This window comes from Brochothrix campestris, from assembly GCF_046058945.1.
GTDB lineage: Bacteria > Bacillota > Bacilli > Lactobacillales > Listeriaceae > Brochothrix > Brochothrix campestris.
The window spans coordinates 1,183,000-1,198,704 of sequence record NZ_CP175511.1 but is presented as its reverse complement, the minus strand read 5'-3'; the positions used below and the strand labels follow the sequence as shown (position 1 = coordinate 1,198,704).

At 39.9% G+C, this 15,705-nt stretch carries 14 protein-coding genes; 2 read left to right on the top strand and 12 right to left on the bottom strand.

Going from position 1 to position 15,705, the window contains the following annotated elements; all coding sequences use genetic code 11:
• Positions 1 to 85: 85 nt before the first annotated feature.
• The 12 genes from topA to ACJYYY_RS05880 all read right to left on the bottom strand — a co-directional run bounded on the left by topA (position 86) and on the right by ACJYYY_RS05880 (position 12,210).
• Positions 86 to 2,164, bottom strand: a complete 2,079-nt coding sequence (gene topA / locus ACJYYY_RS05935) for a type I DNA topoisomerase (RefSeq protein ID WP_408868707.1) — start codon at positions 2,162 to 2,164, stop codon at positions 86 to 88.
• A gap of 247 nt (positions 2,165 to 2,411) precedes the next feature.
• Positions 2,412 to 3,194 (bottom strand): DNA-processing protein DprA, encoded by a 783-nt coding sequence (dprA, locus tag ACJYYY_RS05930; RefSeq protein ID WP_051456752.1) that lies wholly within the window; start codon positions 3,192 to 3,194, stop codon positions 2,412 to 2,414.
• A gap of 72 nt (positions 3,195 to 3,266) precedes the next feature.
• Entirely contained in the window at positions 3,267 to 4,067 is an 801-nt protein-coding gene (locus tag ACJYYY_RS05925) for a ribonuclease HII (RefSeq protein WP_084038364.1), read from the bottom strand.
• A complete protein-coding gene (gene ylqF / locus ACJYYY_RS05920) occupies positions 4,030 to 4,902 on the bottom strand; it encodes a ribosome biogenesis GTPase YlqF (protein ID WP_035312762.1) in 873 nt (290 codons plus the stop codon). Before ylqF ends, ACJYYY_RS05925 begins: the two co-directional genes overlap by 38 nt.
• Positions 4,903 to 4,911: 9 nt before the next feature.
• On the bottom strand, positions 4,912 to 5,442 hold the full coding sequence (gene lepB, locus ACJYYY_RS05915; protein ID WP_051456753.1) for a signal peptidase I: 531 nt from the start codon (positions 5,440 to 5,442) through the stop codon (positions 4,912 to 4,914).
• Between the two features lie 197 nt (positions 5,443 to 5,639).
• On the bottom strand, positions 5,640 to 6,146 hold the full coding sequence (gene lepB, locus ACJYYY_RS05910; RefSeq protein WP_035312763.1) for a signal peptidase I: 507 nt from the start codon (positions 6,144 to 6,146) through the stop codon (positions 5,640 to 5,642).
• Positions 6,147 to 6,298: 152 nt separating this feature from the next.
• Positions 6,299 to 6,802, bottom strand: coding sequence for a signal peptidase I (lepB, locus tag ACJYYY_RS05905; protein ID WP_035312765.1), 504 nt, complete (start codon positions 6,800 to 6,802; stop codon positions 6,299 to 6,301).
• Positions 6,795 to 7,673, bottom strand: a complete 879-nt coding sequence (locus tag ACJYYY_RS05900; protein WP_035312767.1) for an ROK family protein — start codon at positions 7,671 to 7,673, stop codon at positions 6,795 to 6,797. Before ACJYYY_RS05900 ends, lepB (ACJYYY_RS05905) begins: the two co-directional genes overlap by 8 nt.
• 81 nt (positions 7,674 to 7,754) lie before the next feature.
• A complete protein-coding gene (locus tag ACJYYY_RS05895; protein ID WP_035312768.1) occupies positions 7,755 to 8,609 on the bottom strand; it encodes an ABC transporter permease in 855 nt (284 codons plus the stop codon).
• Positions 8,606 to 9,496, bottom strand: a complete 891-nt coding sequence (locus tag ACJYYY_RS05890; RefSeq protein WP_408868706.1) for an ABC transporter ATP-binding protein — start codon at positions 9,494 to 9,496, stop codon at positions 8,606 to 8,608. Before ACJYYY_RS05890 ends, ACJYYY_RS05895 begins: the two co-directional genes overlap by 4 nt.
• Positions 9,497 to 9,617: 121 nt before the next feature.
• Positions 9,618 to 11,009 carry an MFS transporter gene (locus ACJYYY_RS05885; protein WP_035312770.1) on the bottom strand — a complete coding sequence of 464 codons (1,392 nt, stop codon included), beginning with the start codon at positions 11,007 to 11,009 and terminating at the stop codon, positions 9,618 to 9,620.
• Positions 11,002 to 12,210: a M20 family metallopeptidase gene (locus tag ACJYYY_RS05880; RefSeq protein ID WP_408868705.1), complete on the bottom strand. Its 1,209-nt coding sequence runs from the start codon at positions 12,208 to 12,210 to the stop codon at positions 11,002 to 11,004. The genes ACJYYY_RS05885 and ACJYYY_RS05880 overlap by 8 nt, the downstream gene beginning before the upstream one ends.
• A 505-nt stretch (positions 12,211 to 12,715) precedes the next feature.
• Between ACJYYY_RS05880 and ACJYYY_RS05875 the strand changes: the two genes are divergently transcribed.
• Together ACJYYY_RS05875 and ACJYYY_RS05870 are read left to right on the top strand one after the other, a co-directional pair.
• Positions 12,716 to 14,680 (top strand): helix-turn-helix domain-containing protein, encoded by a 1,965-nt coding sequence (locus ACJYYY_RS05875; protein ID WP_408868704.1) that lies wholly within the window; start codon positions 12,716 to 12,718, stop codon positions 14,678 to 14,680.
• Positions 14,681 to 14,780: 100 nt separating this feature from the next.
• Entirely contained in the window at positions 14,781 to 15,653 is an 873-nt protein-coding gene (locus ACJYYY_RS05870; protein WP_408868703.1) for a LysR substrate-binding domain-containing protein, read from the top strand.
• Positions 15,654 to 15,705 lie beyond the last annotated feature (52 nt).

The following is a 15,705-nucleotide window of genomic DNA, read 5'->3' as shown; positions in this document are numbered from 1 at the left end:
ACAATTCGGAACTTTCAGAACTTTAGTGGATGAGGTAAATAAAAAACTGAGGGTTGACACCTTAATGTCACCCTCAGCATGATGCTTATTTTTGTTCTTCTTCTTTATAATCACAAGCTGTACAGGTAATTTGGTTCCCTTTTTTGAGTTTTTTTACGACCAACGTGTGTTTGTCACATTTTGGACAAGGGCGTTCAATCGGACGATCCCAACTCACATACTCACACTCTGGGTATTTATCACAGCCATAAAACAGGCGGTTTTTCTTACTTTTACGTTCGATTACATGACCTTCTTTACAGTCTGGACACATCACACCGATTTCTTTGACAATCGCCTTCGTGTTGCGACAATCGGGGAACCCACTGCAGGCCATAAATTTACCATAACGGCCCATTTTAATGACCATTGGTTTGCCACATAGTTCGCAGTCAATGCCTGCTGGTTCATCTTCAATAACAATTTTTTCCATCTCGGCTTCAGCTTTTTGCACTTCTTTTTCGAACGGACGATAAAATTCATCGATAACTTTCTTCCATTCCATCTTACCGTGCTCGACCGCATCGAGTTTTTCCTCCATATTGGCTGTAAACGTCACATCGATAATTTCAGGGAAATATTCTGCCACCAATGCATAGACTATCTCGCCCAGTTCTGTCGGCATAAACCGTTTGTTATCAAGCGTCACATAGTTTCGGCGCTGAATCGTATCGAGGGTTGGTGCATAGGTTGATGGGCGACCAATCCCGATTTCTTCCAACGTTTTAACAAGTCGCGCTTCAGTGAATCGTGGTGGTGGCTGTGTGAAATGCTGACGCGGATCAACATTTAGCGACTGCACCGTATCACCGGTTGTCATATCCGGTAAAATATTTTCTTTTTCATCGCTGCCATCATCGGTGCCTTCAACATATACTTTCATAAAACCGTTAAACTTGATTTTCGAGCCGTTTGCACGGAAATTAACGTTGTTATTCGATAAATCAACACGCATCGTATCCAATACCGCCGGTGCCATTTGACTGGCAATGAACCGTTCCCAAATCAACTTATATAAACGAAATTGATCACGCGATAAATATTTTTTAATATCAGCCGGCGCCTTGTCGAGTCGTGAGGGACGAACAGCCTCATGGGCATCTTGAGCGCCTTTTTTATTTTTATCTTTACGGTCTGCTGTTCGAAGATACTCAGCACCGTATGTTTCACCAATATAGTCTTTCGCTGCGGCAACTGCCGTTTCAGATATACGTGTCGAATCGGTACGCATATATGTAATGAGCCCGACAGTCCCTGCACGACCAATTGCAATTCCTTCGTACAACTGTTGGGCAATCATCATTGTTTTTCGTGTTTTAAAATTCAGTTTACGAGCCGCCTCTTGTTGTAAAGAAGAGGTCGTAAACGGTGCTGCTGGATTTCGTTTACGTTCTTTTTTCGTTACCTTATCGACGGTAAAATCTTTCCCGTTCAGCTGCTCAACGACAGCCTTAACCGATTCACTTGTCGGTAAATCAGTTTTTTTACCATTTACACCGTAAAAGTTAGCTTGAAATTGTTTCTTGCCTTTAATAAACTGACCATCAATGCTCCAGTATTCTTCAGGCGTAAACGAATTCACTTCTTTTTCGCGTTCAATGATTAATTTCAAGGCGATTGATTGCACACGGCCAGCACTTAAGCCTTTTTTGACCTTCTTCCAGAGAACCGGACTAATGTTATAGCCGACTAAACGATCGAGAATACGTCGTGCTTGTTGCGCATCAACTAAATCCATATCTAATTTACGTGGATGTTTAAACGAATCTTTCACCGCATCGCGGGTGATTTCGTTAAAAACAACACGGAGGTCGTCATTCAAGTCTAAATTCAAACTATTAGCTAAATGCCAAGCAATTGCTTCCCCCTCGCGATCTGGATCGGCTGCGAGATAAACTTTTTTCATTTTTTTTGCTGCTTGTTTTAATTCTTTTAAAGTACTACCTTTACCACGGATGGTAATATAGCGTGGTTCATAATTATTTTCGGTATCAACACCCATTGTACTTTTTGGCAAATCACGTAAATGGCCCATCGACGCACGCACTTTATACTTTTTACCTAAATATTTTTCGATTGTTTTCGCTTTTGCTGGTGACTCAACAATGACTAGATAATCAGCCATAGACTTTCAGTCCTCTCGTCTTTCACTTCCATTACATGTTAATGGTAAGGGTATATTTGGTGTTAAGTTAACATAACATACTATAATAGATATTCACTACAGTTACAAGCTTTTTAATGCGTATACAGTAGCATCTGTTCGAATTGTAACATGACAACGGTTTAAAATGAAAGCCATCCTCTTTTAAAAAGCAGAAAAACATCTTTATAATAGAAGAAATAAGCATTAATATTTACTGTGTTTTAATTCAGCCTAGCGTTTCTAGAATATCGCCTGCCCGTAATACACTAAAAGCGCCATCTTGAATTAACTGATTGCAACCTTCGGCGTGTCGATTTAACGGTGAGCCAGGTGAGGCATAAATATTTTTACCTTCATTTAAAGCAAAATCCACAGTTGTTAAACTACCGCTTTTTAATGTTGCTTCTACTACCCATACCCCTTGACTTAGAGCACTAATCAGTCGATTACGTTCGACAAATGTCCAACGACGAGCTACATTCGTTGGAGCATACTCGCTAATCACTAATCCTTTGGTCAATACTTGCTCAAATAATCGTTGATTTGTTCGGGGATGAAAACGAAACATGCCACTACCGAGCACCGCGATTGCTGCCCCTTTCTCTCGTAGTGTAAGACGATGCGCCCATGCATCAATACCAAGCGCTAACCCACTTACGATAACAATTTCTGCGCTCATTAATGCGGTTATAATTGGCTTCATCACCGCTTCAGCAGATGATGAGCACTGTCGTGAACCGACAATTGCGATTATTTTCTTACTTAAAAAGGTTAAGTTCCCTACAGCATAAAAATAAAGTGGGGCATCATGCATCGTTCGAAATGCGGCGGGATAAGCCATATCGGTTTCAGTAATAAAAACAATGCCCTCTGCTTTATAATCGAGCGCAAGCTTTGGTATCGCAACCATTCTCGTAGCTGATAGTCTCGATAAGCTTTGCCGTAATCTTGTTCGTGACTGGAATTGATGCGACTGTTCAAATAACCATTTTTTTCGTTCCGTCCACAATAAAAACGCCTCCTTTTCTCTAGTGTAAAAGAAAAAGAGGCGAGAACTTTGATATTTATTGCCTAACGTTACTTAACGAAGTACCTTTTTAACCGGTGAAAACGTTAAACGGTGAATCGGACACGCACCAAGCGATTCTAAACCTGCTAAATGCTTCGCAGTACCATAGCCAAAATTATGTTCGAAATCATACCCTGGATAAGTAACCGCATAATCTGTCATCATTTGATCACGCACAACCTTCGCGACGATTGAAGCTGCTGCAATTGAAATGCTTTTTTGATCGCCTTTAATGAGCGATAATACAGCTGTTTCTTTATAGATCAACGGCATTGCATCGACCAAAACAGCCTCAGGTTGTACCTCAAGCTGGGCAAGGGCATCGAGCATTGCCACTTTTGAGGCCTCATAAATATTAATTTCATCAATGGTCTTTTCAGTGACAATACCGACACCAATCGCTAATGCTTCTGCTTTGATTGCCTCGTATAACGCCTGTTTTTTAGCAAAACTTAACTTTTTCGAGTCATCAATACCGATTAATTGTGTATTCTGTGGCAAAATAACAGCTGCAGCTACAACTGGACCTGCTAGCGGGCCACGACCCACCTCATCGACACCTGCAATCACCTGATAGTTTTTCACTTGAAACGCTCGTTCGTATGTCAACATTTCTTCACGTTTGGCAATGAGCTGTTGGGCTGCATCGAACCTGTTATACCATTGTTTTAAAGCGAGTTGTACACCTTTGCGTTCGTCTGCTTTTAATCTTTCGAGCAAGCTATCAGTCGGTTCTTTCACTGTTTGTAGCGCCTGTTTAATGGCAGCGATACTGTCACGATGGCTCACTGGTTGCCACCTCTTCGTATTCATCGGGACGGTCTAATGTGACACGGCCCATTTTGAGCGCTCTGAAATCACGGACGAAATGTTCAGCTGCTCGGCTGTAGTCAATAAACTCTTCATCCATCAGTTGACGGTTTTTAGCGATACGTTCAAGCATTTCTTTGCCTGTTAACGGTTCTTCAGTTCCTAAATAATCGGTGAGGAACGTTGGATAAAAAGCACCCACATAATCGTAACCGTATTCTGCGACCTCAGTTAAGTCCAAAATATCATCTTTAATTGCACCGGTTAAAGCCAGACGGAAGCCGACATCGCTGTCTTCAAATTTCGGCCATAAAATACCAGGTGTATCTAATAAATCAAGTTCTTTACCGACTTTGATCCATTGTTGTGCCTTTGTTACGCCGGGACGGTTACCCGTCTGTGTGATGTTCTTTTTAACGAGGCGATTAATTAACGTCGATTTACCGACATTTGGAATACCTAAAATCATCGCACGAATCGCACGCGGTTTCATCCCACGGAGACGGTTACGCTCGATTTTTTCACTCATTTCAGCTTGAGCGGCCTTTGTTAACTTATGTAAGCCTTGCCCATCTTTTGAGTTAATAGCCACTGCACGAATGCCTTGTTTTTCGTAGTAAGCCAACCATTTTTCAGTCATGCTCGGATCAGCCATATCGGCCTTATTTAAAATCAACACCCGACGCTTTTGATGAATAATTTCGTGCATCATCGGATTGGCTGAACTAATTGGCAGACGAGCGTCTACCAACTCAAAAATAATATCGACTAACTTTAATTTTTCTGTCACTTGGCGACGTGCTTTAGCCATGTGCCCTGGGAACCATTGTATTGGCATTTTTTCCTCCTATTTGATCGTTCTCATGTGATTGATTGGTAAATAGACATATTTGGCAACACCGATGATATGGTCGCTTGTCACTGTCCCAAAATAACGACTGTCGTTACTGTTGTCACGATTATCACCTAAGACATAATACGTATTATCATCAACCACAATATCATAATCACTCATGAACGTATCATTTTCATTTAATTTTTCGCGGTATTGTTGTAAGTATGGCTCGGCTTTAAGCTTACCATTAATATAAAGTTGGTCATTTTTATAGACCAGATGATCACCTGGCATACCAATGACACGCTTGACGTACTGCTGTTTTTCGATGTTAAAGACAATTGTGTCAAATCGTTTGACATCACTCAAGCGATTAACTAACACGACTTCTCCCATTTTCAAGGTTGGCATCATCGAATAACCGTCAATTGTAACAGGAATAAACATAAAAAAACGGAGGATAAGGCAAATAAGCAACGCAATCAAACTTAAGCGTAACCATCTAACTATGCTATATTTCGAATCTCTTGATAACCGCTTCATTGCTAATCCTCCTCGCCAAGAGACAAGCAATCACCCTTAGCCTCATTCATTATTAATCACGTGCTACACTCTAAAGACACCTTACTAATTATAGCATTATTCAACGCGTTTTAGATAGCAGTTATTTAAAGAACGTTAACAAAAAACACCTCGTACGATGCACGAAGTGTTGATTATGTCTGCTATTCAGTCCTGAATTATAAGTTTTTTTTACCCCATTTAATGACGACACCATCAATATCGCTTTCGTTAACAGCTCCAAAATAGCGACTATCATTACTCACGCGACGGTTATCTCCCATTAAAAAGTATTTGCCGGCTGGAATCTTCTCTACGACAAAATCAGGCGTTAAATTACCAGCTTCATTTGCCTTGAATTCATCGAGATACGGTTCTTCATATTTTTTATCATTAATATAAAGGGTGTCGTCTTTGAACTCAAGTTTGTCACCAGGTAGACCAATCACTCGTTTAATGTATTCTTGCGACTTATTATCCGGTGCTGGAAAAACGACAATATCAAAACGATCTGCTGTTTTTAATTTATTAATAAATAAATATTCACCCGAATAAAGCGTCGGATCCATTGAAGCGCCGTCGACTTTAACTGCTGCAAAGAGATAGGTTCGAACGACCATTGTAATTATCAGCGCTACAATAACAACTTTCAAAATGTCCCAAATAAAAGCACCTGCTTTTTTCATTGGCCATCCTCCTTTTTAATCAACTTACCTGTTTATTATAGCAAATACTCTTGTAATAATCGAACAAAAAGGAGCACTTTATCCACCTTTTTTTAATAAATTATTAGTTTAATATAAATATTTCACTCCGATGACGTTTAAGGTTTATTTTTTTACGAACGAATCAACCAATTGAGTATCACACCTTCGATGTCCGTTTGCTCAACCGGACCAAAACGACGGCTATCATTGCTTATCCGCCGATTATCGCCCATTAAAAAATAGCTATCCTCTGGCAGTTCATCAATGACGAAATCATCGGTCAATCTTCCGTTGACTTTCGCTTTAAACTCATCGAGGTACGGTTCTTGGTACGCTTTATCATTGATATAGAGCCTATCATCTTTATAAACAATTTTATCACCGGGCAGACCGATTACTCGCTTGATGTAATCCCCTTTACCCTCATTTGGTGCCGGAAAGACGACAATGTCGAAACGATTAGCCGTTTTCAACTTGTTTAACGCTAAATATTGTCCGTCATGTAAGGTTGGATCCATTGAGGCACCATCGACTTTAACAACGGCAAAAAGATACGTACGAATCACAAAGGTAAGTGCCAAGGCAATCACGACAATTTTAACTATTTCCAAGATCGATTTGACCGTCTTATTCATCTGGATCACCACTTTCCAAGCGATACTGTGCGACTGCACCAATTAAATTTGCGTCGTTAAAATAACGACAGGGTTGAATATCAACCGTAAGACCGCTCGCGTTATTAGTTGTGATGAGTTGTTCAACCCCAGTGGTTAAACGGGCTATCAAACCCGGGCGTTTCGAAATAGCACCGCCAATTAAGACTCGCTCTGGGTCAAAGGCGGTGATTAAGTTAAATAAGCCTACGCTTGTTTGATGATAAAATCGTTCAACAAACGCTGTCGCTCGAACATCACCGATACTGGCTAAGTCAAACAGTTCTTTACCTGATGTGGATTGCTGACTACAAGCAGAATAGGCCCGAGCAAGGTTAACTGGACTTGCGAGTTGGCTCCATGTTTCGCCTGTCTCACTGTTTAAAATCATGAGACCAAATTCACCACCAAATAAATGTTTTCCTACATGCAATTGTTTGTTGGTCACTACTGCACCGCCGATGCCAGAACCTAAAATGACTAACAAACTATTGTTTACATCGTTTGCATTGCCCCGCCACACTTCAGCTAAAGCTGCGCAATTGGCGTCATTTTGTATCGTCACCGGTACACCGAATAAGTTTGCAAGTTCAGCTTTAATCGTGAACCGATGAATGTAAGGTACCGCACTTAAGCCATAGATGACACCTTCTGCCGTATTAACGGCTCCAGGACAGCTGATTGCAACGCCTGTTATTCCGTTATACCGCTCTTTCAACACGAGGAAAAACGCTTTCATTTCTGACCAACTGCGATGCGTTGGTTCACTTTCAATTTCCCCTAAGCTATTAGCTTGCCATAGGCTGTATTTGATGGCTGAGCCACCGATGTCTATCGTTAATAGGTGTTTCATTTTATCCACTCCAACTCTTTAATTGTATTTAAACCATACCCTTTTTTTATAAATCGCCTACTTCGTTCAAAAAAATCACTCTTAAGTTTTTAAATTTATCGTCATTTTCTTGCTGAGCAACAAAACTAGGCCGGTAAAAACGACACAAACACCGATTAAGACAGCTAATTCAACCATTGGTGTGGTCAGCTGTCCTTGCCACTCATACGCTACTCCTAAATACGTTTTCAAGTAGACCGCTTCGTCTGACGGTAGCTTTGCCAATTTAGCATCCATTAAAACATGACGAAACAATGACGAAGCATAAGATAATGGATTAGCCTTAATCGCCCATTCAGCCACACCCGAGACATTGCCAATCGGAATATAAGCACCGGTAATAAAGCCTGCTAGCGCACCGAGAATACTCCCCACTGTCCGCAAGGTCGCCTCTGTTTGAATGAGGAGACAAATCACCAAACTGATAGCACTAGCACAAAGAGCTGTCAAGACCATCAAACCACATAATTTTCCGATTTCGCTCCCCGCAATGGTCATCCCATTGACTAAATAAAAATACCCATAACATACGACAAACACCGCGACTTGCATCAGTGTCGCAATCACCATCGCGCTCAAAAAATAACCGCTCAGCAACTGATAGCTTCGTAAATCAGTAATAGAAAAATCAACTAATTTATGACTCGTTTTATCTTTTATTAATTGGCCTAATGCCGAAAAAGATGTGGTTAAGGCCGTCACTGTTAAAATTGCACCGAGCAACCAACGGTCCAGTAACTCTGCCCCATTAGGGATAGACACAACGGTCGTCAACATGTTTTTTCGTAAAAACAACACATATAAAACGAATACAATTAACGCCCCCAATAAGGAGAAGAACACATTGGTTCTATTTTTAAAATACAACAGTAGATTTCGATGCAATATTGCTGTCATTGTTGCTCACCCCCTGTTAACTTAAGAAAAACGGCGGTCATATCCACGGGTTGATAACTAAAGTCCGTAATGAGGTCGTGATAAGTCGCTAACAGCGCCAGTGCTTCTTGCGGCGATTCAACGCGGATCCCAATCCCCTGATGCTCATCATGGCGGAGATTATCACGATATTCCGCCTGTATGCGCGTTGCATCTGTTAGCTGTAACCATAATGTTAAGCCGCCGTGTTTAGCTTTTAATGCTCGGGCTGACCCTTGTTCAACAATTCCACCCGCCTTTAACACGTACACTTGATCCGCTTCGTTGGCTTCCTCGATATAATGGGTCGTTAAAAAAATCGCTAATTGTTGTGACGTTTTCAAATAGTTAAGGAGGTGCCAAATTTCTGCTCGCGCTTGCACATCGAGACCTGCAGTCGGCTCATCTAAAAATAACACCTGTGGCTCATTAATAAGCGCCCGTGTAATATCGACCTTTCGTTTCATTCCACCGGATAAGTTACCATACCGTTGTTCCGCATAAGCCGACACTCCCGTCTTGATCATCAATTGTTCGATGGTCTCCTTACTAACATTTGCGTACATTTGTCCACGCAGGTACAAATTCACCCGTACCGTTAATTCTTCGTCTAAAATACTTTCTTGAAAGACGACACCGATGTTGAACTCTGTTTGTTTAAGCTGTGCAATGTCGTTCTCGTTATAGAGCACCCGGCCGCTCGTCGGTGTCAACGTTCCTATCATCATCCGAATCGTAGTCGATTTACCAGCCCCGTTCGTTCCTAAATAGGCAGTTAACTGTCCGCGTTCTAACGTCAAATCCAGTTGGTTGACAGCCCTTTTTTCACCATAACGTTTCGTCAATTGCTCTGTGCGCATAATTATCATAAACACCCTCGCTTCTGTCTATCTGATACTCCCTATTAATTATACTTTAAATAGTCAGTTAGCACTACAAAAAAACGCCTAGACTTCACATCTCTGTGGAACCTAAGCGTTGCTATGTTATTTAGTTTTGTTTTTTGGGGATGACGAATAAAATGGAGATGATCGCCAACACACAGAACAGAATGTTTGTAAGCAAACCAACTGTTGCCCCTGTTGTATAGCTAACACTAGCACTTAAACCATTGTAGATTGCCACTGAAATGGCAACACCTAAGGCACCACCGAGTGAACTAGCCATCTTATAAAGTCCGGCCGCCACACCTGCTTTTTCATTCGGTACACTTGAAATTGCAGTATCGGTTGATGGCGTCGCGTAAATACCGAGCCCCATTCCGAAGAAACTATAACCAATGAAAACAAGAATCTGATAGGCGATACCATCGACCATCGTTAATGCCATCAGCCCTACCCCAAAACCTGATAATAATGTACCGAGTAGCATCGGTTTACGCGCGCCGATTTTTTGTAATAATTTTTCACCAATTCGAATGGTAATTAATACTAAACAAAGGTAACCAATTGAGAGCATCCCTGTCTTAGCGGCTGATAGCCCCCGGCCTTGTTGCATGTATGTATTAATAACAATCATTGTCCCTGCCACAGCATTGAGCAAGAAGTTCGAAATGGTAGCCCCTGTGTAGCCGCGGTTCTCAAATAAGCTAAAGTCGATGAAGCTGTTACTTTTGCTTTTTTCAACCTTAACAAACAGTGTCACACCGATAATAATGACAAACGCTAACACGATACTTGTACCGCTTAACCAACCAAATTCGCTCCCTTTTGAGACTAAAATATTCAAGGCGATCATTGAGATAACAAACAGTGTCAAACCAAGTGAGTCGAATTTAGCCTTCACCGTTGTAATAACCTTACTTTCGGGTGTGCCCATTATTAACAGGGCACTAATTAACGAAATGATAATTGAAAAAATAAAGACATAACGCCACCCGAGTGAGCTTGCGATTGCGCCACCGAAAAATGAACATAAACCTGAACCACCCCATGAACCAATTGACCAAAAACTGAGGGCACGTTGACGTTCTTTTCCAGCATAATAGGTTTTTACGAGGGCCATTGTTGCCGGCATAATACAGGCTGCAGCTAACCCTTGTAAAATCCGACCACTAATAAAGAGTACCGAACCATTGGCTAATACGAGGGCCAATGAACCAATAATGTTAAAAGCGAGACCGGCATAAGTCAATTTCACCCGCCCGAGTTTATCAGCTAACCCACCAGCAACAACGATGAAAATACCTGAAAACAAACCGGTCATTGAAATACCAATATTTAATATCCCTGATGATACCCCTAAATCCTTTTGTACATCTGGCGCCATATTCAGTAACGATTGGGCAAAGAGCCAAAAAGTTAAGACCGAAAAGACAATCCCGACTAATAATTTATTCGTTCCCTTAAAATCCTGTGTCGCTTGTTGTGTTGAATTACTCATGATGTGTGCCTCCTTCTGTTAAATAATGAACGACTGCACTACTCATCACCTTACCTGCAATTAAAAGACAGTTTTCATCAATATCAAAATGAGGATGATGGTGAGGATATACTGGTTTTCCAGGTGTATGGGCACCAACAAAGAAGAAGCAACTCGGACGTTCTTCAGCATAATGAGCAAAATCTTCTGACGGTGTTTGCGGACCACAATCAAACACACGTGTCACTTCAGGTATATTATCAGCTCGAATGGCCTCCGTTACAAGTTGCGTCATTTCGGCATCATTAACACAGACCGGATAATCATTGGCATAATCTAACTCGTAAGTTAGTCCGAAGGCATCGCTAATCCCAGCTAAAATTTGTTTGAACTGTTGTTCAACAACAGCTCGTGTCTCTTCTTTCATCACACGGACATCACCTTCTAAAGTGACACTATCTTTAATGACATTGGCTGAGCCTTTTCCATCGAAGGACCCAATTGTAACAGTAGCGGAATCAAACGGACTCACACGACGACTGACAATGGTTTGGATGGCATTAATAAACTGGGCACCCGCAACGATTGTATCATTCGCATCTTGAGGTGTTGAACCATGCCCGCCTTTACCTTGTAGCTTTACCTTAAAGGTTGCTCGGCCGGTGTGAACTGAGCCGGGATGAATCCCAACTGTGCCCACTTCCATGTTACTCATAACATGAATCCCAAAGACATTATCAATGCCTTCCAAACAGCCGGCTTTAATCATTCCGATTGAACCACCTGGTGGTACTTCTTCGGCCGGTTGATGAATAATTCGAACTGAACCTGGCAATTGCGCCTTCAGCTCAATTAAGCAATCGGCCAACACCATCATGTAAGCTGTATGACCATCATGGCCACAGGCATGCATCACACCCTCGTTCTCAGAGGCAAACGGTAAGCCAGTTGCTTCTTTAATCGGCAAGGCATCAAAGTCAGCCCGAATCGCTAGACTTGGTCCTGGTAAACCACCCTTAATATCAATTAATACTCCGTTTTGGCCACCAATTTGCGTTTTTACAACACAATCCTTGCCCTCATAAAAGGCAGCGATGTATTTGGCTGTTTCTGTCTCCTGAAATGATAATTCGGGATGTCTGTGAAGATGACGACGAATTTTGATCATCTCAGCTTCTTTTTCGTTAAGTAAGGTAAATAATTGCGCTTGTAATGTAGTCATAATGTTTCTCTCCTCTCAACTGATACTTTAAATTTAAAGTAAAAACACACCCTTAACAAGGTCGTTTCTTTCTAATAGACAGCCTTTTCATTTTTTTGATTTAAAACTGAAAAAAAAAGACCATAAAAAGAACTTATCAGCCCTTTTTATGGTATATTTTAACTACTCGGAGGGGGTTTTTGTCATTGACACTATAAATTATCGGTTGAATTATCACTACTTAACTAGCCACACACATTGTTTTTACAACGAAACAACATTATTACTCGTCTTAAAAGGAAAAATGGCTGTCACACGTGAATCTGAAGCCGTTCAGTTATGCGAGAGTGATTGTTTTATTCTCAATATCAATGATCGTATCGAAAAGACGCCACTAAATCACGAAGAAGCGGTTTATGTCGAATTAGCGATTAATAGTATCTTTTTCGCATCACAGTATCCAGCCTTTTTCCATACAGCTTTTTTCATAGGTGAATCAATGAGCTGCGTTCTCTTACGCAAGCAGATGGCTGAACTTTGTTTGATTGACTTTTCTTCAGACTCATTAAAAAAAACAAAACAAACCATCGCCCTCCTTCAAGTCATTCTTACTATGACACAACAATTCAAACAAGAAAATACGCACGTAAACGCTCTACACAATAATCAAAAAATCAATGACATCATGACTTATATCGAAGACCATTTTGGAGAACAACTGGACCTCCATACGGTTGCAAACGTTTTTTTTATGGCGAAGTCAACGTTATCTAAACTTTTCAAACGTGAAACTGGTTATTTTTTTTCTGACTACTTACGACTAATTCAAATAAGAGCAAGCGTAACAGAACTGCTCTATACAAAAAAAAGCATTGAAACTATCGCCATTGATAATGGTTTTAAAACAGCAAAAACATTCAGACAACAGTTTAAAAAAATCATTGGTGTCCCCCCCACAACTTATCGCCAGAAACAACAGCAGCAACCAAATTCTACTGTTTCTATGATTACTGAAACAAAAAACGCTTCAATTTTAACCCCGCTTTACCGATACGCAGATATTGTTTCAAACGAAGAACTCCCATTATTAACGACATCAAAACATCAACAATTAACAATCACTCCAAAAGCACCAACTAAACTAGAAAAACCCGGAGTGATTATTAACATCGAATCGCTTGAATGCCTGTCTCGAAAAAGTGTTCAAGCTGACATATGTGCGCTTATTAAAATTGCCAATATCAAATATATTGGCATCCACTCACTCATCAATGAAATACCGATAGCTAGTCAAATTTATCAAGAAGAACGTATCAATGCCTTCCCACAGTTTGAGGAATTAGATAATAGCTTTGCTTTTTTAGATGAATACAAGTTAGAACTGTTTTACAACTTTTCATTAACAGTTTATAGTCAACGTAATCATAAAGAAAGCACCTACATCTTGGAATTCATACAACACTATAATCGAACAAGAATTCAAAAACAACAACCCCTATGGCATTTTAATTGTCTACTCGATTTAAATTCGCTATCTAGAAATACTGAAATGTTTACAGATGTTGCTACTATTCTAAAAAAACACCTGCCCTCGTGTCGAGTGGGAGCAGAAATGCCGATTGACGATCCTTTTACTACCAATTACATCAATCCAATGTATTATACTAAGGTTTTCGTGAAGTGTGATTTTCTATCTTTTGTGGCAGATCCTAACCATGTCTTTTTCAATGCCGATAATTTTAAAGATAAACAATCAAACCAACGTTATGTTATCGAAAAAACCCGATTCATCAAACAACAAATGCAACTTCATGGTATTGACTGTCCACTTTATTTGAGCGATTGGAATACTTTGACAGGGAACACTAGACGTTCTAACGGCTATTTTTTCCGAGGTGCAATCATTGTAAATGATTTAATAGCTTTAAATCATTTAGTAGATGGTTATGGTTTCTGGCTCAATATTGAGATTTATGAAAAACATGGACGTTCGAATAATGTCCATCCTGATGGTTTAGAATTATTTCATTATTTCAGTGGTAAACGTCCAACCTATTTTAGTCTAGAGCTAACACAACGACTTGAGGGAGAAATCATTTCACAAGGCGACAACTATCTTCTTACAGGTTACAACGGTCACTACCAGCTCTTACTTTGGCATACAACCTATTTCAACCCTGTCTATTCGTCTGAAGAAATTTTTGTTGCCGGTCACGCCATGTCTTTCTCAATCACAATGAATAATCTAAAACAAGCAAATTATCAAGTTAAACAACTCGAATTTAATCGTCATCACGGAGCTCTTTTCTATGCTTATGATAAATTTCAAGAGGCACCCTCACTTGATTATGAGACGCAAACATACATTAATGCAGCGACCCATTTACAATTGAAAAACTATCTTTTCAGATGCTCGCCAAAAAAGTCTCTATCACTCACGTTAGACGCGAATGCAGTTGTACTCTTAGAATTTAACTCGCTTTCTAACTAGTGCAAAGATTGTAATAATCGTCAAAACATTCTATACTTATAGTATATAACCGTAGATAGGAGGAATTAGTGATGCGAACCAATTCACTAATGTCAAAACGATGTTAGATTATCATTATGAAACATTCTTAACCGTATGCAAAACACTGAATTATACACGTGCTGCTGAATTAATGAATATGAGCCAACCGGCCGTTAGCAATCACATCGCTTTTTTAGAACAGCGAATGAATACTAAATTATTTATTCATAAAAACAAAAAAGTTTTTTTAACAGATGAAGGGAAGTTGTTATACGATAAAATACAATTCATGATGAACTATTCTAACAAAACACTCGATGAACTCAATTCGATGAATTATACAAAAATAAACCTCGGCTGTACGCTGGCTGTAAGCGATTATATTATCCCTTCTTTTTTCGTTGAGATGTTTAAAGAACAAAATGAATTTAAACTTAATGTATTAGTTGAAAATACCAAAACCTTATTGAGTTATCTTGCACAAGGTAAAATTGACGCTGCTTTTATTGAGGGAGATTTCAATAAAAAAGTTTTTTCAAGTATACCCTTTTCAAAAGCTACTATTATCGGTGTCTGCTCACCTGAATTTGAACTTGCTGATCACGTTCTTTCATTTGAAGATTTATTCGATTACGAGTTAATCGTTCGTGAATTAGGTTCAGGGACACGGAAATCCTTAGAGTCGCACTTATCGGAGGAACAAATTGATTTAGCTAGTTTTAAACATCAAACCACATTAGGTAGTATCGATCTCATCAAACGTGTCGTTGAACAAAATATCGGGATTACTTTTATGTTTGACGTCTGTGTCCAAGATGAATTAGCCCGAGGAACCCTCAAAAAACTCAACTTAAGTCGTGAATTCAAACCGAAACAAATGAATTTTGTCTATCTCTCAGATAACCCTACGACCGATTTCATTTTGAAAATGAGAGAACAATTCACTGATTAACCAAAATACATCTTCTCTATTAAAATGCAAATAAAAAAGAGTGGCTCAAATG